22 protein-coding genes and 1 pseudogene are annotated in these 23134 nt (G+C 72.6%); 8 read left to right on the top strand and 15 right to left on the bottom strand.

Translation table 11 applies throughout. The features are described from left to right. Window positions 1-101 precede the first annotated feature (101 nt). The 4 genes from ACZ63H_RS10900 to ACZ63H_RS10885 form a co-directional block, all read right to left on the bottom strand. Complete coding sequence (locus tag ACZ63H_RS10900) at window positions 102-998, bottom strand: amino acid ABC transporter permease (RefSeq protein WP_469863609.1); 897 nt, start codon at window positions 996-998, stop codon at window positions 102-104. Further along, window positions 995-1663: an amino acid ABC transporter permease gene (locus tag ACZ63H_RS10895; RefSeq protein WP_469863608.1), complete on the bottom strand. Its 669-nt coding sequence runs from the start codon at window positions 1661-1663 to the stop codon at window positions 995-997. Before ACZ63H_RS10895 ends, ACZ63H_RS10900 begins: the two co-directional genes overlap by 4 nt. Before the next feature lie 75 nt (window positions 1664-1738). Beyond that, the gene (locus ACZ63H_RS10890) at window positions 1739-2569 is read right to left on the bottom strand and encodes a glutamate ABC transporter substrate-binding protein (protein ID WP_469863607.1); all 831 of its coding nucleotides are present in this window, start codon (window positions 2567-2569) and stop codon (window positions 1739-1741) included. A gap of 64 nt (window positions 2570-2633) precedes the next feature. Next, a complete protein-coding gene (locus tag ACZ63H_RS10885; protein ID WP_467942196.1) occupies window positions 2634-3410 on the bottom strand; it encodes an amino acid ABC transporter ATP-binding protein in 777 nt (258 codons plus the stop codon). Window positions 3411-3706: 296 nt separating this feature from the next. Here ACZ63H_RS10885 and ACZ63H_RS10880 point away from each other — a divergent pair, with 296 nt between their 5' ends. Continuing rightward, entirely contained in the window at window positions 3707-4393 is a 687-nt protein-coding gene (locus tag ACZ63H_RS10880) for a response regulator transcription factor (RefSeq protein ID WP_469863605.1), read from the top strand. Window positions 4394-4402: 9 nt separating this feature from the next. Continuing rightward, window positions 4403-5833, top strand: a complete 1431-nt coding sequence (locus ACZ63H_RS10875; RefSeq protein WP_469863604.1) for a sensor histidine kinase — start codon at window positions 4403-4405, stop codon at window positions 5831-5833. Window positions 5834-5971: 138 nt separating this feature from the next. Here ACZ63H_RS10875 and ACZ63H_RS10870 read toward each other — a convergent pair whose 3' ends face one another. Further along, on the bottom strand, window positions 5972-6970 hold the full coding sequence (locus ACZ63H_RS10870) for a TAXI family TRAP transporter solute-binding subunit (protein ID WP_469863602.1): 999 nt from the start codon (window positions 6968-6970) through the stop codon (window positions 5972-5974). Between the two features lie 99 nt (window positions 6971-7069). Between ACZ63H_RS10870 and ACZ63H_RS10865 the strand changes: the two genes are divergently transcribed. Beyond that, window positions 7070-7480 (top strand): pyrophosphohydrolase domain-containing protein, encoded by a 411-nt coding sequence (locus ACZ63H_RS10865; protein ID WP_469863601.1) that lies wholly within the window; start codon window positions 7070-7072, stop codon window positions 7478-7480. A gap of 54 nt (window positions 7481-7534) precedes the next feature. Here the strand turns inward: ACZ63H_RS10865 and ACZ63H_RS10860 are convergent, their stop codons facing one another. After that, complete coding sequence (locus ACZ63H_RS10860) at window positions 7535-7981, bottom strand: MarR family winged helix-turn-helix transcriptional regulator (protein WP_469863599.1); 447 nt, start codon at window positions 7979-7981, stop codon at window positions 7535-7537. Between the two features lie 59 nt (window positions 7982-8040). Beyond that, complete coding sequence (locus ACZ63H_RS10855) at window positions 8041-8400, bottom strand: DUF6204 family protein (protein ID WP_469863598.1); 360 nt, start codon at window positions 8398-8400, stop codon at window positions 8041-8043. 216 nt (window positions 8401-8616) lie between these two features. Here ACZ63H_RS10855 and ACZ63H_RS10850 point away from each other — a divergent pair, with 216 nt between their 5' ends. Further along, on the top strand, window positions 8617-9159 hold the full coding sequence (locus ACZ63H_RS10850; RefSeq protein ID WP_469863597.1) for a hypothetical protein: 543 nt from the start codon (window positions 8617-8619) through the stop codon (window positions 9157-9159). 281 nt (window positions 9160-9440) lie between these two features. Here the strand turns inward: ACZ63H_RS10850 and ACZ63H_RS10845 are convergent. The 5 genes and pseudogenes from ACZ63H_RS10845 to ACZ63H_RS10825 form a co-directional block, all read right to left on the bottom strand. Continuing rightward, window positions 9441-9509: pseudogene (locus ACZ63H_RS10845) on the bottom strand (SCO4848 family membrane protein); the annotation flags it as partial. A gap of 148 nt (window positions 9510-9657) precedes the next feature. Continuing rightward, window positions 9658-10917, bottom strand: a complete 1260-nt coding sequence (locus ACZ63H_RS10840) for a cation:proton antiporter domain-containing protein (RefSeq protein ID WP_469863595.1) — start codon at window positions 10915-10917, stop codon at window positions 9658-9660. Between the two features lie 217 nt (window positions 10918-11134). Next, window positions 11135-12253 carry a lytic polysaccharide monooxygenase gene (locus ACZ63H_RS10835; RefSeq protein WP_469863642.1) on the bottom strand — a complete coding sequence of 373 codons (1119 nt, stop codon included), beginning with the start codon at window positions 12251-12253 and terminating at the stop codon, window positions 11135-11137. 118 nt (window positions 12254-12371) lie between these two features. Further along, entirely contained in the window at window positions 12372-13499 is a 1128-nt protein-coding gene (locus tag ACZ63H_RS10830; protein WP_469863593.1) for a glycoside hydrolase family 12 protein, read from the bottom strand. 1132 nt (window positions 13500-14631) lie between these two features. After that, window positions 14632-15654 (bottom strand): LacI family DNA-binding transcriptional regulator, encoded by a 1023-nt coding sequence (locus ACZ63H_RS10825; RefSeq protein WP_469863592.1) that lies wholly within the window; start codon window positions 15652-15654, stop codon window positions 14632-14634. A gap of 414 nt (window positions 15655-16068) precedes the next feature. On the opposite strand from ACZ63H_RS10825, the gene ACZ63H_RS10820 reads away from it, so the two are divergent. Continuing rightward, complete coding sequence (locus tag ACZ63H_RS10820; RefSeq protein ID WP_469863641.1) at window positions 16069-16887, top strand: SDR family NAD(P)-dependent oxidoreductase; 819 nt, start codon at window positions 16069-16071, stop codon at window positions 16885-16887. Window positions 16888-16899: 12 nt separating this feature from the next. Here the strand turns inward: ACZ63H_RS10820 and ACZ63H_RS10815 are convergent, their stop codons facing one another. Both ACZ63H_RS10815 and ACZ63H_RS10810 read right to left on the bottom strand, forming a co-directional pair. Beyond that, a complete protein-coding gene (locus ACZ63H_RS10815; protein WP_469863591.1) occupies window positions 16900-18075 on the bottom strand; it encodes an MAB_1171c family putative transporter in 1176 nt (391 codons plus the stop codon). After that, window positions 18062-18517, bottom strand: a complete 456-nt coding sequence (locus tag ACZ63H_RS10810; RefSeq protein WP_469863590.1) for a regulator component — start codon at window positions 18515-18517, stop codon at window positions 18062-18064. The genes ACZ63H_RS10815 and ACZ63H_RS10810 overlap by 14 nt, the downstream gene beginning before the upstream one ends. A 505-nt stretch (window positions 18518-19022) precedes the next feature. Between ACZ63H_RS10810 and miaB the strand changes: the two genes are divergently transcribed. Both miaB and ACZ63H_RS10800 read left to right on the top strand, forming a co-directional pair. Beyond that, window positions 19023-20552 (top strand): tRNA (N6-isopentenyl adenosine(37)-C2)-methylthiotransferase MiaB, encoded by a 1530-nt coding sequence (gene miaB, locus ACZ63H_RS10805; RefSeq protein ID WP_469863589.1) that lies wholly within the window; start codon window positions 19023-19025, stop codon window positions 20550-20552. A gap of 304 nt (window positions 20553-20856) precedes the next feature. Further along, on the top strand, window positions 20857-21570 hold the full coding sequence (locus tag ACZ63H_RS10800) for a class III extradiol dioxygenase subunit B-like domain-containing protein (RefSeq protein WP_469863588.1): 714 nt from the start codon (window positions 20857-20859) through the stop codon (window positions 21568-21570). Window positions 21571-21648: 78 nt separating this feature from the next. Here ACZ63H_RS10800 and ACZ63H_RS10795 read toward each other — a convergent pair whose 3' ends face one another. Further along, window positions 21649-21933, bottom strand: a complete 285-nt coding sequence (locus ACZ63H_RS10795) for an antitoxin (protein WP_469863587.1) — start codon at window positions 21931-21933, stop codon at window positions 21649-21651. Between the two features lie 215 nt (window positions 21934-22148). Between ACZ63H_RS10795 and miaA the strand changes: the two genes are divergently transcribed. After that, window positions 22149-23087 (top strand): tRNA (adenosine(37)-N6)-dimethylallyltransferase MiaA, encoded by a 939-nt coding sequence (gene miaA / locus ACZ63H_RS10790; protein ID WP_469863585.1) that lies wholly within the window; start codon window positions 22149-22151, stop codon window positions 23085-23087. The last annotated feature ends 47 nt before the right edge of the window (window positions 23088-23134 follow it).

Genomic DNA, 23134 nt, shown 5'->3' with positions numbered 1-23134 from the left:
CAAAACGTATGCAACCCATTGGCAGAGTTCGCGTCAAGCGACCGGGGGCAGTGGCGCTCACGCCACTGCCCCCGGGTGGTGCGTTCGGCCCCGACCCGTCGTCAGGCCGAGGTTCCCGTGCCCGCGTGGCCGGCGATGCCGGCCGTCTCCTCGACGCTCAGCACCGCGCCGGTCGACTTCTTGCGCCGCCGCAGCCGGCCCTCCAGCCAGCTCGCGAACGAGGTCAGCGAGAAGTTGATGATCACGTAGATCACGGCGACGACCGTGAAGGAGGCGATGGTGTTGGCGCCGTAGTAGCCGCTCATGGTGTTCGCCGAGGCGAGCAGTTCGGGGAAGGTGAGGACGGCACCGCCGAGCGCGGTGTCCTTCACGATGACCACCAGCTGGCTGACGATCGCCGGCAGCATCGTGGTGACCGCCTGCGGCAGCAGGATGACCCGCATCACCTGCCCCTTGCGCAGGCCGATCGCCATGGCCGCCTCGGACTGGCCCTTCGGCAGGGCGAGGATGCCCGCGCGGACGATCTCGGCGAGGACCGACGCGTTGTACAGCACCAGGCCGGTGACGACCGCGTAGAGCGGACGGTCGTCCGAGTTCACGTCGGTGTACTGGGCGAAGAGCGCCAGCCCGAAGATCATCAGGACCAGGACGGGGATCGCGCGGAAGAACTCCACGACGACCGCCGCCGGCACCCGCACCCAGGCGTGGTCCGACAGCCGCGCTATGCCGAGGACGGCGCCCAGGGGCAGCGCGAGGACCATCGACAGCGCCGCGGCCTTCAGGGTGTTCTCCAGGCCCGGCCATATGTACGTCGAGTACGCCTCGGTACCGCCGCCGAAGTACGGCTTCCACAGCGCCCAGGCCAGTTGGTTCTTCTCGTCGAGGGCGGAGTACACCCACCAGACGACGGCCGCGAGGGCGACGAGGAAGAGCACCGTGTAGAGGACGTTGCGCCGCTTGGCACGGGGCCCCTGGGCGTCGTACAGGATCGAACTCATCGCTTCACCGCCACCTTCTTGCCCACCCAGCCGAGGATCAGGCCGGTCGGCAGGGTCAGGCAGCAGAAGCCGAACGCGATGATCGCGGAGATCAGCAGCAGCTGCGCCTCCTTCTCGACCATGTCCTTCATCACCAGTGCCGCCTCGGCGACGCCGATCGCCGCCGCCACCGTCGTGTTCTTCGTCAACGCGATCAGCACGTTGGTCAGCGGGCCGACGGCCGCCCGGAACGCCTGCGGCAGCACGACCAGGAACAGCACCTGGGTGAAGCTCAGGCCGATGGCGCGCGCGGCCTCCGCCTGGCCGACCGGGACCGTGTTGATTCCGGACCGGATCGCCTCGCACACGAACGCCGACGTGTAGACGATCAGCCCCAGTACCGCCAGCCGGAAGTTGACCGCGTCAATGTTGTCGCTGGCGCCGAGGCTGACGCCCAGCGTGGAGTACAGGCCGAGCGAGGAGAACAGGATGATCACCGTGAGCGGGATGTTCCGCACGATGTTCACGTAGGCGGTGCCGAAGCCGCGCATCAACGGCACCGGGCCCACCCGCATGGCGGCCAGCAGGGTGCCCCAGATCAGGGAGCCCGCGGCGGACAGCAGGGTCAGCTGCACCGTCGTCCAGAAGGCGCCCAGTACGTCGTAGTCGTCAAGAAAGTCGAACACGTTCTCCCGCGCTTCCGCGTGTAGGGATGCCCGGGTGCGCCGCCCTCACGGACGGCGCACCCGCCGGGCGTTGCCTCAGCTCTTGATCTCGCCGATCTTCGGGGCGGGCTCGTTCTTGTAGCCGGCCGGGCCGAAGTTCTTGTCCACGGCCTGCTGCCAGGAGCCGTCGGAGACCATCGCCTCGAGGGCCTTGTTGATCTTGCCCTTGAGGTCGCTGCCCTTCTTGACGCCGATGCCGTAGTTCTCGTTCGTCATCTTCAGGCCGCCGAGCTTGAACTTGCCCTTGAACTGGGACTGCGAGGCGTAGCCGGCGAGGATCGAGTCGTCCGTGGTCAGGGCGTCGATCGCCTTGTTCTGCAGGCCGGTCAGGCAGGCCGAGTACGTCGGGTACTTCTGGAGCTGCGCCTTCGGGGCCAGCTTCTCCTTGACGTTCTGCGCCGAGGTGGAGCCGGTGACCGAACACAGCCGCGCCTTGTTCAGGTCCTGCGCCGACTTGATGGACGCGTCGTCCGCGCGGACCAGTACGTCCTGGTGGGCCAGCAGGTACGGGCCGGCGAAGTCGACCAGCTTCTGGCGCTCCGAGGTGATCGAGTAGGACGCGACGATGAAGTCGACGTCACCGCGCTGCAGCATGGTCTCGCGGTCGGCGCTCTTCGACTCCTTCCACTCGATCTGGTCGTCCTTGTAGCCGAGCTTCTTGGCGACATAGGTGGCCACGTCGACGTCGAAGCCCGAGTAACCCTGCGGCGTCTTCTGGCCGATGCCCGGCTGGTCGAACTTGATGCCGACGGTGATCTTCTTGCCACCGTCGGAACCCTTGTCGTCCTTGTCGCCGCCGCACGCGGTGGCGGCCACGGAGAGGGCGAGGAGGACGGCCGAGGCGGCGGTGACCTTGCGGAGCTTCATCGTGAACATCCTTCTGAGTGGTGGGGAACGCGTCCCTGAGGCGCGGGCGGCGGGGCCGTGCCGGTCAGTGGTGCAGGATCTTGGACAGGAAGTCCTTGGCCCGGTCGCTGCGCGGGTTGCTGAAGAACTGCTCGGGCGAGGACTGTTCGACGATCCGGCCGTCCGCCATGAAGACGACCCGGTTCGCGGCCGACCGCGCGAAACCCATCTCGTGCGTGACGACGATCATCGTCATGCCCTCGCGCGCGAGCTGCTGCATGACCTCCAGGACCTCGTTGATCATCTCGGGGTCGAGGGCGGAGGTCGGCTCGTCGAACAGCATGACCTTCGGGTCCATCGCCAGCGCCCGCGCGATCGCGACCCGCTGCTGCTGACCGCCGGACAGCTGGGCGGGGTACTTGTCGGCCTGGGTGCCCACGCCGACCCGGTCCAACAGCGACCGGGCCTTCTCCTCGGCCTGCTTCTTGTCCGCCTTGCGGACCTTGACCTGACCCAGCATCACGTTCTCGAGCACGGTCTTGTGCGCGAACAGGTTGAACGACTGGAACACCATCCCGACGTCCGCCCGCAGCCGCGCCAGCTCCCGGCCCTCGTGCGGCAGGGGCTTGCCGTCGATCGTGATCGCGCCCGAATCGATCGTCTCCAGGCGGTTGATGGTGCGGCACAGCGTCGACTTACCGGACCCGGAGGGCCCGATGACCACGACGACCTCGCCGCGGGCGATCGTCAGGTCGATGTCCTGGAGCACGTGCAACGCGCCGAAGTGCTTGTTGACGCTCTTCAGGACGACCAGTTCGTCGGACGTGGCCACGTCTTCCTTGGCCACCGATACTTTGGTCATCGCTCTCGGGCTCCGTCCTCCTCGGGTTTCCGAGGACAGTAGTGAGGGGCTGTGACCTGCGTCATCACATCTGAGGGAGACTTGAGCATCACGATCCGGTAGCAATCGGACACGTGCCGTGGCACTTGTGGCCCGCGCGCGTATCGGCCGGATAACGGAAGACGCGGGCAACCTGAAGGCTCTTGACGCCGTCCTAGTCCATCGGCGTCACTGCCATGGTGCACGCGCGCGTGCCCGTGATCTACAAGGCGGACGGAAACCGAGACCGTACGACCGCTGAACCGGAGGGGGCGGGGATGAGACTGCTGCTCGTCGAGGACGACAACCACGTCGCCGCGGCCCTGTCGGCCGTCCTGGCGCGCCACGGCTTCCAGGTCACCCACGCGCGCAGCGGCGAGGAGGCCCTCCAGGCGCTCGTCCCCGAGGGCAACGGCTTCGGCGTGGTCCTGCTCGACCTCGGCCTGCCCGACCAGGACGGCTACGAGGTCTGCGGCAAGATCCGCAAGCGCACCAGCACGCCGGTGATCATGGTCACCGCCCGCGCCGACGTCCGCTCCCGCATCCACGGCCTCAACCTGGGCGCCGACGACTACGTGGTCAAGCCGTACGACACCGGGGAACTGCTCGCCCGGATCCACGCCGTCAGCCGGCGCACCGTCCACGAGGACCCCGTCGCCGGCGGCGACAGCGCCCTGCTGCTCGGCGCCGTCCGGATCGAACTGCCCACCCGCCAGGTCAGCGTGGACGGCACGCCGATCCAGCTGACCCGCAAGGAGTTCGACCTGCTCGCCCTGCTCGCGCAGCGCCCCGGCGTGGTCTTCCGGCGGGAACAGATCATCAGCGAGGTCTGGCGCACCAGCTGGGAGGGCACCGGCCGCACCCTGGAGGTGCACGTCGCCTCCCTGCGCGCCAAACTGCGCATGCCGGCGCTGATCGAGACCGTGCGCGGCGTCGGCTACCGGCTCGTCGCCCCGGCCGCCTAGCGGGGACGGGTGCGCACACGTCTCCTCCCGCTGCTCATCGTGCTGCTGGCGGCCGTACTGCTCGCGCTCGGCATCCCGCTCGCCGGCAGCCTGGCCGCCGCCCAGCAGCAGGGCGTCGTCGTCGACCGGATCGACGACACCGCCCGGTTCGCCGCGCTCGCCCAGTTCGTCACCGACGGGCCCGGCGGGTCCCGCCGCACCACCACCGACGAGCGCCGCGAGAGCCTGCGCAGCGAACTGGCGAGCTACTACGACGTCTACGGGATCCGCGCGGGCGTCTTCTACCGCAACCGTACGGTGGCGATGGCCAGCGCGCCCGAGGACTGGTCCGTCCCGAGCACGGGCGAGGTACGCCGGGCGTTCGACGAGGCGCTGCTCAGCCGGCGCAGCCACGATCCGCCGCAGGCCTGGCCCTGGCAGCGCAGCCGGCTCGTCGTCGCCTCGCCGGTGATCAGGGACGGGGACGTCGTCGCGGTCGTGGTCACCGAGTCGCCCACCGGCCAGCTGCGGTCCCGGATCCTGCGCGGCTGGCTGGTCATAGGCGCCGGCGAGATCGCGGCCATGCTGCTCGCCGTGGGCGCCGCGCTCAGGCTGACCGGCTGGGTGCTCAAGCCGGTGAGGGTCCTGGACGCCACCACGCACGACATCGCCACCGGGCGGCTCAAGTCCCGCGTCGCCGTCGCCGGGGGCCCGCCGGAACTCAGACGGCTGGCCCGGTCGTTCAACGAGATGGCGGACAACGTCGAGGCCGTGCTGGAACAGCAGCGCGCCTTCGTCGCCGACGCCTCGCACCAGTTGCGCAACCCCCTCGCCGCGCTGCTGCTGCGCATCGAACTGCTGGCGCTCGAACTGCCCGAGGACAATCCCGAGATCGCCTCGGTGCGCACCGAGGGCAAGCGTCTCGCGCGGGTCCTGGACGACCTGCTCGACCTGGCGCTGGCCGAGCACGCCGAGGCCGACCTCGCGCTGACCGACATCGGCGCGCTGGCCGGGGAACGGGTGGCCGCCTGGGCACCGGCCGCCCGGGCCAAGGGGGTCCGGCTGACCGGCGACTGCCCGCCCACCACCGCCTGGGCCGATCCGATCGCCCTGTCCAGCGCCCTGGACGCGGTGATCGACAACGCCGTGAAGTTCACCCCGGAGGGCGGCACCGTCGAGGTCGCCGTCGCCGCGGACGGCGACACCACCACGGTCGTCGTCACGGACACCGGCCCCGGCCTCACCGACGAGGAACTCGCGCGCGTGGGCGACCGTTTCTGGCGCAGCGGACGGCACCAGAACGTGAAGGGCTCGGGCCTCGGCCTGTCCATCACCCGTGCCCTGCTCGCGGCGGGCGGCGGCTCGATCGACTACGCCCACCACGACCCGCGGGGACTGCGGGTCACCGTCCGGCTGCCCCGGCACGCGGAGAGCGCCGGGGCCCGCGCGGGCGCCGACTAGGCGGCGGGGCGGCCGTCGCGGGGGCGGGGACGCGTGCCGAGCCCCCCCACGCGCGCGCCGAGCCCCCCACGCGCGCGTGCCGGGGTGACGCGCACGCGGCGGCCGGGCAGGGCCGCACCGAACGGCGGGAGGGCCGGGTCAGGGCTTCACCGACCGGTAGTAGCGCCGGGCGCCCTCCTGGAGGGGGAGGGGGTCGGTGTAGATGGCGGTGCGCAGGTCGACCAGTTGCGCGGAGTGGACGTGGGCGCCGATGCCGTCCCGGCTCTTGATCACCGTGCGGGTCACCCACTCCGTCAGCCGGGGATCGACGTCCGTACGCGTCATCAGCACGTTGGACACGGCGATCGTCGGGACCGGGGCGTTCTGCTGCGCCTCCGGGTAGGCCGACTCGGGAATGTTGGTGGACCGGTAGTAGCGCGCGCTCTCGCCCTGGCGGTGCAGCCGGGCGACCAGGTCGTCGTCTATCGGTACGAACCGGAAGGCGCCCTTCTTCGCCAGCCCGGCCAGCCCCTTCGTGGGCAGTCCGCCGGACCAGAAGAAGGCGTCGACCTTCCCCGCCCGCAGCCGCGCCGGCCCGACGTCGATGCCGTACCCGGCCGGGGTGATGTCCTTGCGCGGATCGATGCCGGCGGCCCGCAGCACCCGCTCGGCTATCAACCGCACCCCGGAATCGGGCAGCCCTATCGCCACCCGCTTGTGCCGCAGGTCCGCGACGTTCCTGATGTCCGAGTCGGGGGCCACGATGAGCTGCACGTAGTCGTCGTAGAGCCGGGCCACCCCGCGCAGCCGTCCGGCGCCGCTGCCGTGCCGCAGCTCGTACGCCGCCACCGCGTCGGCCGCCGCGATGGTGAAGTCGGCCCGTCCGGTCGCCACCCGCTCCACGTTCTCCTGGGAGCCGGCGCTGGTGAGCAGCTTCACCGTGAGCCCCGGCATGTCCCGGTCCATCTCGGTGCGCAACCGCTCGCCGTACTCCTGGTAGACCCCGCGGGACGTACCGGTGCTGAACACGATGGTCCCGCTCGGCGGCTCGTCACCGAGGGGCAGCAGCCACCACAGCAGCAGCCCGAGCACCACGACTCCGACGGCCGTGCCCTGGAGCGCCGTGCGCCTGCCGACCCGGGGGAACGTCTTGGACATGCGGCGATCCTGCCAGCCCGGGTACGGGGCTGACCAGGGCCGGGGGCACGGCGACCACGGCCGCGGGGCGTTGTCGGTGCCGCCCGTTAGAGTCGCCGCATGAGCACTTCGCCCGCCCGTCTCGTCCACGAGTTCCACCGCGCCTTCGGCCTCGACGTCCGCGCCACGCCGACGGAGGTGGACCCCGCCCTGGCCGCCCACCGGGGCGAACTGCTCGCCGAGGAGGCCGCGGAGGTCGCCGAGGTCGCGGTCCGGGGGCCGCTGGACCGGCTCGCGCACGAGCTGGCCGACGTGGTGTACGTGGCCTACGGCACGGCCCTGGTGCACGGCATCGACCTCGACGAGGTGATCGCCGAGATCCACCGCGCCAACATGAGCAAGCGCGGCCCGGACGGCCAGGTCGCCCGCCGCGCCGACGGCAAGGTGCTCAAGGGCGAGCACTACCGGGCGCCGGACGTCTCCGCCGTACTGCGCCGCCAGGGCTGGATACCGGGAGGCGACGGGGCCTGACGCCCACGGCCGGCTCCGGGACGCCGGGCACGCCAGGCGGCGCGGCGGCGCCCGTCAGCGGTCCGTCAGGCCCGTGCCGCCCAGGCGGGTCAGCAGGTCCGTGAGGCGGGCGAGGTCCGCCGCCGGCCAGGCCGGGGCGGCGAAGACCTCGGCGGCCGTCTCCTGCGCCGTGGCCAGCATCTCCGTCAGCAGCCGCCGCCCGGTCCCGGTCAGCGCCGCGTAGGCCACGCGCGCGTCCCGGGCGTCCGGCTCCCGGGTCACCAGCCCGATCCGCTCCAGCGGGGCGAGCCCGCGCGTGACCCCGGAGGCGGTCAGCCCCAGCGCCTCGGCCAGGTCGACCCGGCGCATCCGGCCGCCGGGTGCCCCGGCCAGCCGGAGCAGCAGCGTGAAGTCGGCGAGGCTGACGCCGTGCAGCCCGCCGAGCCGCGCGTCGAACCGCCGTACCAGCGCCGCCTGGGCCCGTACCAGCCGCAGCGCCGCGTCCAGCGCTTCCTCGCTCATCGCTGCCGCCCCGTCCTTCTCTTGCCGACTCCTTGACTACTCAAGTTTATGGCCGCGGTTCAGGAGCCGGGCGCCCGGGCGGCGCGCCGCTGCCGCTTGCCCAGGGGTGCCTGGGAGAGGTCCTCGGCGGTGGCCCGCAGGTGCTTGAAGCCGTAGCCGCGCCCGGTCAGCCAGGACGTGGCCGCCCGCTCGGCCCGCTCGGTCGCCGCGAGGATGTCCTCCTCCTTCTCGCCCGTGGCGGAGAAGCGGAAGACGAACGCGGGCCGGGCGGCGATGTCGTAGGTGAGGGTCCCCTCGGGTGTGAACGCGGCCCGCAGGACGTCGTGTTCGGCGGCGTCGGCGAGCAGGGCGGCGCGCTGGGCCTCGGTGAGGCCGTCGAAGGCGCCGCGGACGGTGATGCGGAAGGTCCGTGTGGTCATGGGGCGACTGTAGGCATGGCGGAGCGGCGACCTCCAACCGGTTTCCGGGAGGCCCTCCCGCGGCGGGCCGCGGATCCGGGCGGCCCGGGGGCGCCGCCGCGGCCGTCCTGCCTGGTCGGCGGCGGGGCGAACACCGGGCGAGGTCCGGGCCGGCCGTTCACTCCGGCGCACACCGCTGCTTTCCTGAACGTGGCGGAACTACGGTGTGGAGGCGGGGTGGACGTCGGGGAGGTGACCGCGCCCCTGGTCGCGGTCGTCGGAGTCGTCGGGACGCTGTTGTCCGCGCTGCTGACCCAGCGCGCGGCCGACCGCGGCCGACGGCGCGAGCTGGACCGCGCCGAACGGGTGCGGGAACGACGTCGGCACGCCCAGGAACTGCGCGCCTGCTCCGTCGCCCTGAACGCCTCGGCGCGGCAGTACCTCGCCGCGCTGACCGACCAGGTGCACGCGCTGGGCCGGGACGAGGAGCTGCGGCTCGTACGGCAGCGGCTCACGGAGGCCCGCGACCAGTACCGCGGCGTCTACGCCGAGGCCCAGATGCGATTGCCGGAGCGGGTGCTCGCCCTCGTGGCCGACCTCAGCCACGACCTGGGGGCGGTCTACGGCATGCTCCGCCGCCTGGACGACGGCGCCCCGCGCGCCGGGGACTCGGCGGAGGCCGTTCGGGAGAGCATCGACGAACTCTGGGGCCGGCTGCGGCGCGCCCGACGCGAGATGCGGAACGAACTGGGCGCGTTCGGAGCGGACTTCGGCCGGTGAGGGCGCGTGCGTGAGAGTGGCCCGGCACGACGAAGCGGGCCGCGTCGCTGCGCGGGATCGACGTCGGCGACCGGACCGGGTCCGTCCTGGCGGACGGCGGCGGATGGCGGACGGCCTCACACTCCGGGTGCCCCGTTCGCCGCCGCCCGGAGCGTGAGGCCGTCCGGACTCCTGCGCGGAGCGATGACGCGGTGTTCGGCGCGCCCCGCCCCTGAGCGCCCGCGGACTCGCCGTGCCGCCGAGCCGGCCGCGCGCGCCGAGCGGCGGATCGTGGCCGACCTCGGGTGACCGTCGTCGAAGGCGAGACCGCTGCCGTCCTTGACGAGATTCTTGACGAAGGTGACCCGGATGACCCAGCTCCACCCGAAGGCGACCCGGGCCCCGGTAGGACATCCCCCGACCCCGCCGTCACCCGCAACCGGAGGACGGTGAACGCCTCGCACGCCCCGGCCGCCGGGGACGGGGCCGGAGCGGCGGCCAGGCCGGAACCGGACGGGTTCAGCGCTTGGTGGCCGGCGGCTGGGCGTCCCGGACCGGGATGACGGGTTCCTGGTCGGCCAGGGCGCGGGGCCGCAGGACGGCGAGCAGCGGCCCGGCCATCGCCGTCGTCACGACGGCCATCACGACCATCAGGGAGTACAACCGCTCGTCGAGCACGCCGAGTTGCAGACCGGCGGTCAGAATGATCAGCTCGGTGAGCCCCCTCGTGTTCATCAGCGTGGCGAGCACCGCCGACTGGCGTGTCGTGACACCGAAAGCCCGGGCGCTCAGGAACGCGCCGAGGAATTTCCCGCTGACCGCCACGAGCAGAATGAACGCGAAGTCCAGCCAGCCGGAGCCTCCCAGGTCGGAGAGATCGACCTTCAGGCCCACGATGATGAAGAAGACCGGTTGCAGGAGCTGACCGCTCACATGGCCGATCCGGTCGATGATGTCCGCGCGGAGCCGCTCCGTGGATTCCTTCGGCATCACCACCCCGAAGAGGAACGCGCCGAAAATGAAATGCAGGCCGATCCGCTCGGTGATCGCACCGGAGACGAGCAGTCCCGCGAGGACGACCGTCAGCACCGAGGACGTCAGCCGGTTGCCGCCGGCGGCCACCAGCCTGCGCAGCAGCGGGCGGACCACCCACACCATCACGGCGGCGTACGGCACGAGCAGCACCAGGAGCCACTGGTCGCCGCCCCCTCCGCCGGCCAGGGCGACCACGGCGGCGAGCATGCACCAGGCGAGCACGTCACCGATCGCGGCGCAGGCCAAAGCCAGCCCGCCGATCGGGGTGTGCTGCATCTTCCGGTCCGTGAGAATGCGGGCCAGGACGGGAAAGGCGGTCACCGACATCGCCGTGCCCATGAAGAGCACGAAACTCAGCCGGTGGTCCGGGGCGTGGTCGTCGGCCAGCATCAGGGCGAGCAGGCTGCCGAGTCCGAACGGCAGCAGAATGCAGGAGACCGCCACGGTGGCGGCCAGCTTTCCGGTGCCGCGCAGGATCTTCCGGTCCAGTTCCAGGCCCACGATGAACATGAAAACGGCCATGCCCACATCGGCGAGCGCGGTGAGCATCGGACGTATGTCGGTGGGGAACAGGAACTCCGGCGCGGAATGGCCGAGAAGAGTGGGGCCGAGCACAATGCCCGCGAGCACCTCCCCGATGACCGCGGGCTGGGAGAAGCGTTGTGCCACGGCGCCCAGTATTCGGGCGAGCACGATGATGAGGGCGAGGTCGCAGAAGAGGGCGAACAGCTGGTTCGTGGTCATCGGTACCTGCCTTGACGACGGGCCGCGTGTGCCGCCCGGGAACTAGTGAGGTGCCGTAGACGTGCCCAGCAATGCTTCGGTGTGCGTACCCGCCTTGTCAATGTCCCCATCCGGGTGGCCGAAACAGGACGCACGCCCTCCTCGGTGGGACGGCGGCAAACGGAACGCGCCGCCTCCCCGGGTGCGGGCCGGGGAGGCGGCGCCTGGCGCACGGTCCTCAGGAAGTGCCCTGGGCCGTGACGCAACCGATCGTTCCGGCGGGCAGGTTGTTGCCGGTGGAGGTGGCGGTGAAGCCGAACGTGGTGGTGCCGTCGGCCGGTATCACCCGGTTGTGGTCCGCGTTGCGGACCGTGACCGTGCCGTCGGAGGCGGTGCTCTGCGTCCCGTTCCACAGGCTGCTGATCTTGGTGCCGGTGCCGGGTTTCCAGGCCACGGCCCAGCCGTCGAGCGGCGCGGTCCCGTGGTTCATCACCTCGACGGACGCCTGGAAGCCACCGTTCCACGCGCTGACCACGGAGTATGTGGCCATGCAGGAACCGGTGTGCGGGTCCGTGGGCGTCGGGGTCGGGGTCGGGGTCGGGGTGGGGGTAGGTGTCGGGGTCGGTGTGGGCGTGGTGCCGGAGCCGCCGATGCCCGTCACCTCGCCGTGGCCGCCGTCGAAGACGACGTCGGAGCAGGAGAAGAAGTTCTCCTGGCTGTCCGAACGGACCCACTGGATGAACATCAGGGCGTCACCGGAGCGCCCGGAGGGCAGCTTCATGTCCCAGTAGTAGTGGCCGCCGTCGGTGCCGGCCGAGCCCTGCTGGGGCGGGTTGGTGACGGTCTGGACCAGTTCGAGGTCGGCCCAGCGCAGCGGAGTGGTGGGCGACCAGCCGGCCTTGGTGAGGTAGACCCGGAAGCTACCCGGGTGGGCCGCCCAGTTGCTGTACTGCGCCTGGATCGTCGCCCCGCTGGTCAGGTGGGTGCGCGGCCAGTCCGAGCGGGCGGCGTTGTACGCGGAGAAGTCGTACGGCGACCGGTCGCCGGCGCTGCACAGGGTGCCGTCCGGAACGTAACCGGCCCCCCGGCCACCGGCGTTGGAGTCGAGTACGGCGAACCAGTTGTACAGCGCCGTCGCCCCGCTCTTGGCCAGCGCGTCCTTGCACGCCGGGTTGGACGGGTTCATCCCGCCGGTTCCCGTACGGCCGTCCAGGTAACACAGGTACGTACGGGAGCCGGGCAGCATCGCCACCCCGTGCGCCTTCGCGCTGCCCTGTCCCAGCAGGGCCAGGCCGAGCGCGGCCAGCAGGGTCGACAAGGCCGCCACGACCGACAGGAGCCTGCCGCGTCGGGCCACGATCGTCTCCTTCCGTTGGATCGGGCGGACGGTACGCCCCGGGAGGGTCTCGTCCGGTGGATTCCTCATGTGTGCTCCTCGGGCAGGGTGCGTGGGGGACGGGACGCGGGGGCGCGCGTCACGCGGTGGTGCAGGCGGTTCCGTTGAGGCTGAATCCGGCGGGCTTGGCGAACGTGCCGCTGTACGTGCCCTGGAAGCCGAAGGACACCCGGCCGCCGGCCGCGATCTGCCCGTTGTGGGCCAGGTTCGTGGCCGTGACCGCGCCGGACGACGGCGTGAGCCCCGCGTTCCAGGCACTGGTGACGCGCTGCCCCGCGGGCAGGGTGAACGCCAGCTGCCAGCCGTCGACCGGGGTGGCGGCGGTGTTGGCGATGGTGACGTCGGCGGTGAAGCCGCCGGACCAGACGCTGGTCCCGTACGTCACCTGGCAGGCCGCGGGGTTCCCGGGACCGCCGGGTCCGCTGCCGCCGGTGTTGACGGTGGAGGAGAACGAGGTCACGGCGAGTCCGGCACCGTTCTGCCAGGGCTCGAAGCCGGCCTGGACGCTCGTCAGGTACCAGCTGTTCTGCGCCAGCCCGCGGGAGACGGCCTGCCGGACGAAGTCCATGACGTCGAAGCTCCAGCTGCTGATCGCCGACGGGGCGACGAAGGACAGCACGTCGTTGGAGCCGTTGTTGCCGGACCACACCTGCCACTGGCGCCCGGCCACGGTGGCGGTGCCGACCTGCGAGCCCACGGGCTGGACGGAGCCCACCTTGTTGAACCAGACCATGATCTCGGTCCGGTTGACGCCGTCGGTACGGGGCGTGGGGTCGAGCCAGATGTCGTACGCGGCGTCGTACACCGCGTTGCTCACGTAGGAGTACGAGATGCTGGTGGGTGCGCTGGAGATGGTGCCGAGCTGGGCCGGAAGGCTGGTTCCGGGCGAGCAGTTGGTGTAGTGGCAGCCGTTGTAGACGGACGGGTACGACTTCGGGGCGCCGTTCGTCGGCACCGAGCCGTCGGCCTGGGTGATCCGGAAGCCGTTGTCCGTGACGTTGATGCACTGGGCCTCGCTGGTGCCCCAGCGGTTGTTCTGGACGACGTAACGGCCCTGGATCGTCGTCGAACCGTACTGTTCGCAGATCGCGGTGTCGGCCTGGGCCGCCGGGGCCGTGGTGAGCAGGGCCGCCAGTGCGGCGAGCGCGGCGAGCAGCGCGCCGATCAGGCCACTCGCTCCACGGGCGGAGTGCGTTGACGGTCGCATGCGGGTCCTCTCGGGGACGGTCGGATGCGGGAGCGCTCCCAGCGCAGAATGGGAGCGCTCCCATTACCTCCGTTGGGCAGGGACTGTAGGGAGAGTTCATGCCCCTGACAAGGTGTCGCGCGGGGAATGTGTCGAAGAGGTTTCGAAGGCGCAGGTGGGGACGGCTGAGGCCCGACGATTTCCCGGCGCCGCTGACTGGGAGCGCTCCCGGAATCGGGGGCGACGGCCGGTTCGGGGCGTGGCGGGCGCGGTGCGGCCGGCGGGGTGCGGGGCCGCGTCGAAGGCGGCTGACGGCGCCGCGCGGCCTGGCGCGTCACGCGGCCTCGGACGGCGCGGCCTGACGGCGACGCGTGGCCGACGACAGCGGCGTACAACACCTCGGGGCGGCCCTCGACGCGGCCGCACGTGCCCCCGTTCGCCAGGGGCGCGGCGGAGGGGCGGCCGACCGGTGCGGGGGCGTAAGCGGCCGTCCGCACGCGCGTGGTGCGGGCGGCGCCGCTGTGCACCGTCGCCGCCGCCGCGCCGTGAGCCGTTCGCGCCGCCGCACGTGGGCACCGCCGCCCGCATGTCGCCCCATCCCGCTGCCCTCGGCCGAACCACCGCGGAGCCGTGCCTGCGTCAGGTCCCGTGCCTCCGTCGGTGGGCTCGTCGCTGGAGGCCGTGCGCGGGGGTTGCCCGGGTCCTGTCCGTCCATGTCTCCGTGTTCGTCTCGCCGTGAGTCGGCAGTCGCCGTACCCGGCTGCCGTCGGCCGAACCACCGCGGAGCCGTGCCTGCGTCAGGTCCCGTGTTCCCGTCGGTGGGCTCGTCGCTGGAGGCCGTGCGCGGGGGTTGCCCGGGTCCTGTCCGTCCATGTCTCCGTGCTCGTCTCGCCTTGAGCCGGCAGTCGCCGTACCCGGCTGCCGTCGGCCGAGCCGCCACCGAACCGGCCCTGGGGCAGTGCGTGTCTGCGTCAGGCGCCGTGCTTCCGTGGGTGCGCTCCTTGCCGGGGCCGCGCGGATCCTTCCCGGAGTGGAGGTGGGCGCATGTCCCTGCCGGCGGCCGCGACGCGCCTTCGCCGGCCCGCCCGCACACGCGGCCGTGTGCGGAGGGTGCCCGGACCTCCGTCCGGGCACCCTCCGAGCCGGTCTCCCGTCAGGCCGAATCGCGGCGTATCAGTTCCGTCCGGAGGATGACGTGCCGCCAGGCCACCGCCGGTTCGTCGATTTCCTCCAGCAGGAGCCGGACCATGGCCCGGCCGATGTCGGTCAGGGGCTGGCGGACCGTGGTCAGCCGGGGCTCGGTCTGTTCGGCCAGCGGGAAGTCGTCGAAACCGATGACGGCGACGTCCTCCGGCACCCGCCGCCCCGCCGCCCGCAGCGCCCCCAGCGCACCGGCCGCCGTGGTGTCCGACGCGGCGAGCACCCCGTCGATCTCCGGGTGCCGTTCCAGCAGCGCGGCCATGGCACGCCGGCCGCTCTCCTCGGTGAAGTCGCTCTCGGCGATCCAGGACGCGTCGGTGCCCAGCCCGACCGATGCCAGCGCCTGGCGGTAGCCGCGCAGCCGGCACTGGGCCGCGTACATGTCGAGCGGCCCGGTGATCGTGGCGATCGCCTTGCGCCCCGTGGCCAGCAGGTGGGTGACCGCGCTGCGGGCGCCCCCGGCGTTGTCCGCGTCGACGTAGCTGACGTGCTCGTCGCCCGAGCGGCGGCCCAGCATGACCGTCGGCAGCCCGGCCTCGGCGAGCATGTCGGGCAGGGAGTCGTCGGCGTGCACGGAGATCAGCAGCGCGCCGTCGACCCGGCCGCCGCGGGCGTACTCCAGGAACCGTTTCCGTTCGGTGTCCGAGCGGATCATCGTCAGCAGCAACTGCATCCCGGTGTCGGCCAGCGCGTCCCCCAGCGAGCTGACGATCTCCGAGAAGAACGGCTCCGCGAACAGCCGCCAGTCCGGCTCCGTCACGACGAGCGCGATCGCGTCGGCGCGCCGGCCGGCCAGGGTCCGGGCCGCGAGATTGGGCACGTACCCCAGTTCGGCGATGGCTTGCTGCACGGCCTGGCGTGTCGAGTCCTTCACCCCCGCCGCGTTGTTGACGACGCGGGAGACCGTGCCCCGGCCCACTCCGGCGCGGGCGGCCACCTCCTCCAGCGTCGGCGTGTCAGGGCGCCGCCTGCCCATTGACCACCTCCCCCCACGAGATCCCCGATCTTACGATTCACAGGGCATCGCGCACACGGCTTCTCCTGATGACGACCGGTATGACGCCCACCGGCCGGGAGGCCTCCGGCGGCGTCGGGCGCCACGGCGGCTGCCCAGGCGCACGACGGCGCGTCCGGCACCGCCCCGGGCGCCCGCCGGTCCCGGGCGGCAACTCGGCGTGAACTCGCCGGTGAAGAGGGGATGCGCGGCCCCGGCGCCGCGATCGCCCTCCGGCGGGCGGTCGCGCGTGCACCGGTACCGCAGCCGGCCGCGCGGGACGGATCGCCATGCCGCCCCGGTGCGCTGGCCGGAACTCGTCACCCGAAGATCACCGGGCCCTAAGCTCGGACCCGCTGGGCGAATTCGTCGATCTTGGTGAAGGGGCCGGAACTGGTGGAGGACAAAAGGGTTGTCGTCGTGACCGGCGGGGGTTCGGGCATCGGGCAGGCCACGGCCCGGCTGCTCGCCGAGGCCGGGCACCACGTGGTCGTCTCCGGTCGGCGGACCGAGCCGCTGGAGCGCCTCGCGCGGGAGACCGGCGCGCTGGCGCATCCGTCGGACATGGGGGACCCCGACGCGGTCGAGGGGCTCGTCCGGGCGACCCTGGACGCGTACGGACGGCTCGACGGAGTGGTGCTGAACGCGGGCATCGGGCGCGGCGGCGCCGTCGGCGACATGTCGCTGCGCGACTGGGACGAGGTGATGCGCACCAACCTCACCGGCCCGCTGCTCCTGCTGCGCGCCGCCATCCCGCACCTGCTGGAGTCCAAGGGCGCGGTGGTCGCCGTGGCGTCGGTGTCCGCGCTGCGCAACGGCACCGGCAACGCCCCGTACGCCACCTCCAAGGCGGCCCTGTTGCAGCTGTGCCGTTCCGTCGCCGTCGACTACGGCCGGCAGGGCGTGCGCGCCAACACCGTCTGCCCGGGCTGGGTGCGCACCGAGATGGCCGACCGGCGCATGGCCCGCTTCGCCGAGGAGGAGCACCTGCCCGGCGGCACGGAGGACGCCTACGCGGAGGCGACCAGGCTGCTGCCCCAGGGCCGCCCCGGCGAGCCCCGCGAGGTCGCGGAGGCGATCGCCTGGCTGCTGTCCCCTGCGGCCTCCTACGTCAACGGGGCGGTGCTCACCGTGGACGGCGGGGCGACGGCCCTCGACCCCGGGACCCTCGGCTTCGACTACCGGATCACGCCACGCGGCGCCGCCGCCGGCTGAGCCCGGCCGCCGTCAGCGCGGTTCGGCGTGCCCGGCGGCCGGCGAGGTCCGCGCGCGACAGGGCAGCGCGTCGGTCATGGCGGGCCACATCCGGGCGATCCCCAGCAGCGTCTGGGGGCTGCCGTGGGTGACACCGGGCAGCGGGCGCGGGTCCGACGGCGGCACGCCGACCAGCACCGCGCGGCGGGCCTGGCCCACGGCGCCGGCCAGCGCGGCGCACGCGAGACGGTCCTCCGGCACCCCCGCCCGCCGGGCGTGCCGGTGCGCCCTCTCGTAGGCGTCCGGCTGGACGTACTGCTGGAGCGTCAGCAGCGCGTCGTACGTCTCGATGGTCTGCCGGTGCGCCTGGAGCACCAGCGGATAGCGCGGCCGCAGCACCTCCTGGAGCCGGGTCCGCCGGGGACTGGCGAGCGCCACGTGCGGCACCGCCGTCACCAGGTCCCGCCACAGCGGCCACAGCCGCCAGGAGGTCCGCAGCGCGGCGGCCGACCGGGTGAGCGCGGTCGCGGTGGGGACCAGCAGCGACGCCGCCCGCAGGAGGCCGTGCGCGCCCATCACCATGGACAGCCAGGGCAGCAGGGCGGGGGCGAGGCCGTAGAGATGACCGAGGTATCCGCACCAGAAGACGAGGGCGAGGACGCTGCCCGCCGCGAACAGCCGCAGCGACCACACCAGATCGCGTTCCGTCGTGCGCAGGCTGTACCGCCAGCAGACCACGACGGCGACGGCGTCGCCGAGCAGGTGGGCGACGCTGAGGATCAGCCAGTAGGCGGTCGTCGCGGACGCGGGCCGCTGCGCCGACGCGGCCCCCGTGACCGGCTGGCCGGCCCCCAGCAGATCCAGCACCAGCAGGGACAGCAGGGCCGCCGTCAGCCCCACCGCGACCGAGGTGCGGAGCCGCGGGGAGCGCCGGCAGTCCACGACGAAGAGCAGGACCAGCCCCGCGCTGAGCACACCGGTCAGATTGCGCAGCAGCGACACCGTGTGGACCGGGACGCCGACGGAGGCCAGCGCGGTGACGACCCCGCGCTGGAAGAGCGTGATGGCCGTGGTCGCGGCCAGCACGGTGATCCACAGTCCCCGCAGCCGGGGCTCGCGCAGCGCCGGCCGCGCCCGCAGGACGAGGGCGCACCACAGGACGATGACGCCGACGAGTCCGAGCCGGGCCGCCAGCTCACTCACCGGCATCGGCGGTCACTCCCAGGAACGCGCCGAGACGCCCCAGGGGGCCGGCCACCCGGCCGGTCTTCCCGGCGCTCTGGATCAGGCTGGCGATCATCTCGGCTTCCTGTTCCTCGACGGTCGTGTAACTGGTTCTGGCCATCAGCCGCCTGACGAGATGGGGCGTGGGAGCGTCCAGGAGGCGGCCGGCCAGCCGTGCGCCCTCGTCCGTGAAGCCGCGGTGATGGTCACACAGCACATGGCCGATCTCGTGCAGGATGATGTGCTCCTGGTGCAGCGGGGCCGTCCTGGTCTCGTAGAAGACGTAGTCGGCGTCCCGGGTGCCCAGCCACAACCCGCAGGCCCCGGTGGCCGCCGCCTCCTCGGGCAGCTCCCTGAGCACGAGCGGACGGCCTCTCATCTCCTCCACCCGCGCGCGGAGCGCCTCCAGGGTGAGCGACCGATCCACCCCGAGATCACGCAGAATCGCGGCACACCGGCGTTGCAGGGCCGTGTGCTCGCTCGTTCTCCTCATCTGCCGTCACCCCCGTTCGCTGGTCTCACCGGCCGGAAGGGCCGCGGCGGCTCCCCGTCCCGGAGGCGTCGGGGGCGACGGCGGACTCGCTGTGGCGTCTCACTCGCTCGAAGACCTCCTCGCCGGTGAAGTGGTCCGGTGTGACCCCGGAAGGCTTTGCCGGTACGGAGACGACCGTGTCCCGGGGGCAAGCTGCCGACCCACCTAAGCAGGTCGTCCGCCCTTTTGCACACGCGCGTCCGGGCTTTCGGACGCCCTTTGGCGGAAAACCTCTCCTGCCCCACGGGGCCTTCGCGGACACCTCACGACCGAACCCCTGTGACTGCCGTCACAGGGGGCCGGGGCGGGCGTGTCAACGTCCCTGACCGCCGCGCCGGGCGGCCGTGCCACCTGGGAACTCCGGGACACCGCCGCTCGCGGACCGCCTACCCTGGAACGCATGACCAGCAGCAGCGACCGGAGCCCGGCAGTGGACGTTCCCGCCCCCAAGAGTTACGAGATCCGCACCTACGGGTGCCAGATGAACGTCCACGATTCGGAGCGATTGGCCGGGCTGCTCGAAGAGGCCGGATACGTACGGGCGCCCGAGGGGTCGGACGGGGACGCGGACGTCGTCGTCTTCAACACCTGCGCGGTCCGGGAGAACGCCGACAACCGGCTCTACGGCAACCTCGGCCGGCTCGCGCCGAAGAAGACCTCGCGCCCCGGCATGCAGATCGCGGTCGGCGGCTGCCTCGCGCAGAAGGACCGCGACACCATCGTGAAGAAGGCGCCCTGGGTGGACGTCGTCTTCGGCACGCACAACATCGGCAAGCTGCCCGTCCTGCTGGAGCGCGCCCGCGTCCAGGAGGAGGCGCAGGTGGAGATCGCCGAATCGCTGGAGGCGTTCCCCTCCACGCTGCCGACCCGCCGCGAGAGCGCGTACGCGGCCTGGGTGTCGATCTCCGTCGGCTGCAACAACACCTGCACCTTCTGTATCGTCCCGGCGCTGCGCGGCAAGGAGAAGGACCGCCGCCCCGGCGACATCCTCGCCGAGATCGAGACCCTGGTCGGCGAGGGCGTCTCGGAGATCACGCTGCTCGGCCAGAACGTCAACGCCTACGGCTCCGACATCGGCGACCGCGAGGCCTTCGGCAAGCTGCTGCGCGCCTGTGGGAAGATCGAGGGACTGGAGCGGGTCCGCTTCACCTCCCCGCACCCGCGCGACTTCACGGACGACGTGATCGAGGCCATGGCCGAGACCCCGAACGTCATGCCGCAGCTGCACATGCCGCTCCAGTCCGGCTCGGACACGGTCCTGAAGGCGATGCGCCGCTCCTACCGCCAGGAGCGGTACCTGGGGATCATCGAGAAGGTGCGGGCCGCGATCCCGCACGCGGCGATCACCACCGACATCATCGTGGGCTTCCCCGGCGAGACCGAGGAGGACTTCGAGCAGACGCTGCACGTCGTCCGCGAGGCCCGCTTCGCCCAGGCCTTCACCTTCCAGTACTCCAAGCGCCCCGGCACCCCCGCCGCGACCATGGACGGCCAGATCCCCAAGGAGGTCGTCCAGGCGCGCTACGAACGGCTGGTGGCCCTCCAGGAGGAGATCTCCTGGGAGGAGAACAAGAAGCAGGTCGGCCGCACGCTGGAGCTGATGGTCGCCGAGGGCGAGGGCCGCAAGGACGGCGCCACCCACCGCCTCTCCGGCCGCGCCCCCGACAACCGCCTGGTCCACTTCACCAAGCCCGACCAGGAGGTCCGCCCCGGCGACGTCGTCACCGTCGAGGTCACGTACGCCGCCCCGCACCACCTCCTCGCCGAGGGCCCCGTCCTCGCCGTGCGCCGCACGCGCGCGGGCGACGCCTGGGAGAAGCGCAACGCGGCGGAGGCCGCCAAGCCGGCGGGCGTGATGCTGGGCCTGCCGAAGATCGGCGTGCCGGAGCCGCTGCCGGTGGCCGCGGGAAGCGGCTGCGGCTGCGACTGACGGCCGGCCGGCGGGCGGGGGCACCGCCGAGCGTCGGGCGGCCCGTACGGACGTCCGGCGGGGCCCCGCGGCCGTGGGCGTCCAGGCGTACGAGCGCTCGGGCGTCCGGAGGGACAGGAGGAGGGGCCTGCGCCGGTGCCGTCCGGGTCGCGTGCACGCGGCGGGGGCCCTGGGTGTGCGGGGCGGGGGAGGGGCGGCCCGCCGGCCCGCCCGACGCGTCGGAACGCGGCCCGGCCCGCCGACCGGCGTGCCGGCCGAGGACCGCGGTCGGTGCGGCCCCGGGCGGGGCGTTAACCTGCCGACCATGCTTGTCGCCGCCGCAGTCTGCCCCTGCCCGCCGCTGCTCGTGCCCGAGGTCGCCGCGGGCGCCGCACCGGAACTGGACGCCGCCCGCGCGGCCTGCTCGGACGCGCTCGGGGTGCTCGCCGCCGCCCGCCCCGACCTGCTGGTGGTCGTCGGCACCGCCGGGCCGGAGGAGCTCGGCCCGTTCCCACAGGGCACCCCGGGCACCTTCCGTGGCTTCGGGGTGGACGTGGACGTGCGCCTGGGCCGCCCCACCGGCGTCGCCCCGGAGCGCGAACTCCCCGCCTCGCTGGCCGTCGGCGCCTGGCTGCTGGAGCGGACCGGCTGGGCCGGCGCCCCGGTCGAGGGGCTCGGCGTCGCCGACACGCTGGAGCCCGGGCGCTGCGCCGAGACCGGCCGGGAACTGGCCGCCGGGGCGGGGCGGGTGGCGCTGCTGGTGATGGGCGACGCCAGCGCCTGCCGCAGCCTCAAGGCGCCGGGTTACCTGGACGAACGCGCCGCGCCCTTCGACGCGGAGGCCGCCCGGGCACTCGGCGCGGCGGACCTGGCGGCCCTGCGCGCGCTGGACCCGGACCTGGCCCGCGAACTGAAGGCGGCCGGCCGCGCCCCCTGGCAGATCCTCGCCGGCGCTGCGGAGGACGCCCACCTCACCGGCGCGCTGCTGTACGAGGACGCGCCGTACGGGGTGGGCTATCTGGTCGCCACCTGGTCCTGACACCGACACGGCCCACAGCCCCCAGGGGCCCGGCCCTGCCGGGACACCCGGCCCTCCGGGGGTTCCCGCGTCCCCCGGTCACGAGGTCGGCGGTGGGCCCTCCGGGCGCGTCGGGGTCGTCGGGTCGGGGGGCGGCGGTGCCGCCGTGGGACCGCTCTTGTGCGCGAGGCGGTCCATGGCCTCCTTGGCCTTGCCCGTGCCCGTCTGGATCTTGTCGCTGTACTTGCCCTTGGTCCGCTCGTCGACGGCCTTGGCGGCCTTGTCGATCCCGTGCTGGACCTTGTCGCCGTGCTGCCGAGCGAGGTCCGACACCTTGTCCACGGCCGGGCCCAGCCTGGCCTTCATGTTGTCCAACAGACCCATGGTCCACCTTCCCTCGCCCCGGCCCGTCCGGCCGTCGCCTCCGGCCTGCCGGGCAACCGTGCGAACACGGTCATATCCACTTCATACGGTACTCGTAGGGGCGAAAACGCGCGTCACCCGGTGCCTACCCACCGCGGACACCGCGTACCCGGGTGCGGGGACGGCATCACCCCACTCGTTCGAGGACCCGCCCGGACGTTTGCGAAACTGGTGCGGTGAGCAGTGCACCCGTCGCCCCCCGCGTCATCGCCGTCGTAGGACCCACCGCGGCCGGCAAGTCCGATCTCGGTGTCTTCCTGGCCCAGCAACTCGGCGGCGAGGTCGTCAACGCCGACTCCATGCAGCTGTACCGGGGGATGGACATCGGTACCGCCAAGCTGACGCCCGGAGAGCGCGGTGGCGTCCCGCACCATCTGCTGGACATCTGGGACGTGACGGTCACCGCCTCGGTCGCCGAGTACCAGAAGCTGGCCCGCGCGCGCATCGACGCGCTGCTCGCCGAGGGCCGCTGGCCCGTCCTGGTCGGCGGCTCCGGTCTGTACGTCCGGGGAGCCGTCGACAACCTGGAGTTCCCCGGCACCGACCCGGAGGTCCGGGCCCGGCTGGAGGAGGAGCTGGCCCTGCGCGGCCCGGGAGCCCTGCACGCCCGGCTGGCCGCCGCCGACCCCGAGGCCGGCCGCGCGATCCTGCCGGGCAACGGCCGCCGGATCGTCCGCGCGCTGGAGGTGATCGAGATCACCGGCCAGCCCTTCACCGCCAATCTGCCGGGCCACGACTCGGTGTACGACACGATCCAGATCGGCGTGGACGTCGCCCGCCCGGAACTGGACGAGCGCATCGCGCGGCGCGTCGACCGGATGTGGGAGGCGGGCCTCGTGGACGAGGTGCGCGCACTGGAGGCGCAGGGCCTGCGCGAGGGGCGCACGGCGTCGCGCGCGCTCGGCTACCAGCAGATCCTCGCGGCGCTGGCCGGGGAGTGCACCGAAACGGAAGCGCGGGCCGAGACCGTGCGCGCCACCAAGCGCTTCGCGCGCCGCCAGGATTCGTGGTTCAGGCGGGATCCCCGGGTGCACTGGTTGAGTGGGGCCGCCGCCGACCGGGGGGAACTTCCGCAGCAGGCCCTGGCGTTGGTCGAACGACCGGTTACAGCCTGATCACGTCATGGCATCGGGATGCGTCGCCGGCCATCGCGGCCTGTGGC

This window comes from Streptomyces sp. NPDC104831, from assembly GCF_055583025.1.
The sequence above is the reverse complement of the archived record's forward strand: the minus strand, read 5'-3'. Positions and strand labels throughout refer to the sequence as shown.

Coding starts and splice junctions, on each gene's coding strand:
- ACZ63H_RS10840 (WP_469863595.1), bottom strand. CDS start 10,917: ATGACCACGAACCAGCTGTTCGCCCTCTTCTGCGACCTCGCCCTCATC.
- ACZ63H_RS10800 (WP_469863588.1), top strand. CDS start 20,857: ATGCTTGTCGCCGCCGCAGTCTGCCCCTGCCCGCCGCTGCTCGTGCCC.
- ACZ63H_RS10870 (WP_469863602.1), bottom strand. CDS start 6,970: ATGTCCAAGACGTTCCCCCGGGTCGGCAGGCGCACGGCGCTCCAGGGC.
- ACZ63H_RS10825 (WP_469863592.1), bottom strand. CDS start 15,654: ATGGGCAGGCGGCGCCCTGACACGCCGACGCTGGAGGAGGTGGCCGCC.
- ACZ63H_RS10900 (WP_469863609.1), bottom strand. CDS start 998: ATGAGTTCGATCCTGTACGACGCCCAGGGGCCCCGTGCCAAGCGGCGC.
- ACZ63H_RS10865 (WP_469863601.1), top strand. CDS start 7,070: ATGAGCACTTCGCCCGCCCGTCTCGTCCACGAGTTCCACCGCGCCTTC.
- ACZ63H_RS10795 (WP_469863587.1), bottom strand. CDS start 21,933: ATGGGTCTGTTGGACAACATGAAGGCCAGGCTGGGCCCGGCCGTGGAC.
- miaB (WP_469863589.1), top strand. CDS start 19,023: ATGACCAGCAGCAGCGACCGGAGCCCGGCAGTGGACGTTCCCGCCCCC.
- ACZ63H_RS10815 (WP_469863591.1), bottom strand. CDS start 18,075: ATGCCGGTGAGTGAGCTGGCGGCCCGGCTCGGACTCGTCGGCGTCATC.
- ACZ63H_RS10890 (WP_469863607.1), bottom strand. CDS start 2,569: ATGAAGCTCCGCAAGGTCACCGCCGCCTCGGCCGTCCTCCTCGCCCTC.
- ACZ63H_RS10860 (WP_469863599.1), bottom strand. CDS start 7,981: ATGAGCGAGGAAGCGCTGGACGCGGCGCTGCGGCTGGTACGGGCCCAG.
- ACZ63H_RS10830 (WP_469863593.1), bottom strand. CDS start 13,499: ATGCGACCGTCAACGCACTCCGCCCGTGGAGCGAGTGGCCTGATCGGC.
- ACZ63H_RS10885 (WP_467942196.1), bottom strand. CDS start 3,410: ATGACCAAAGTATCGGTGGCCAAGGAAGACGTGGCCACGTCCGACGAA.
- ACZ63H_RS10880 (WP_469863605.1), top strand. CDS start 3,707: ATGAGACTGCTGCTCGTCGAGGACGACAACCACGTCGCCGCGGCCCTG.
- ACZ63H_RS10855 (WP_469863598.1), bottom strand. CDS start 8,400: ATGACCACACGGACCTTCCGCATCACCGTCCGCGGCGCCTTCGACGGC.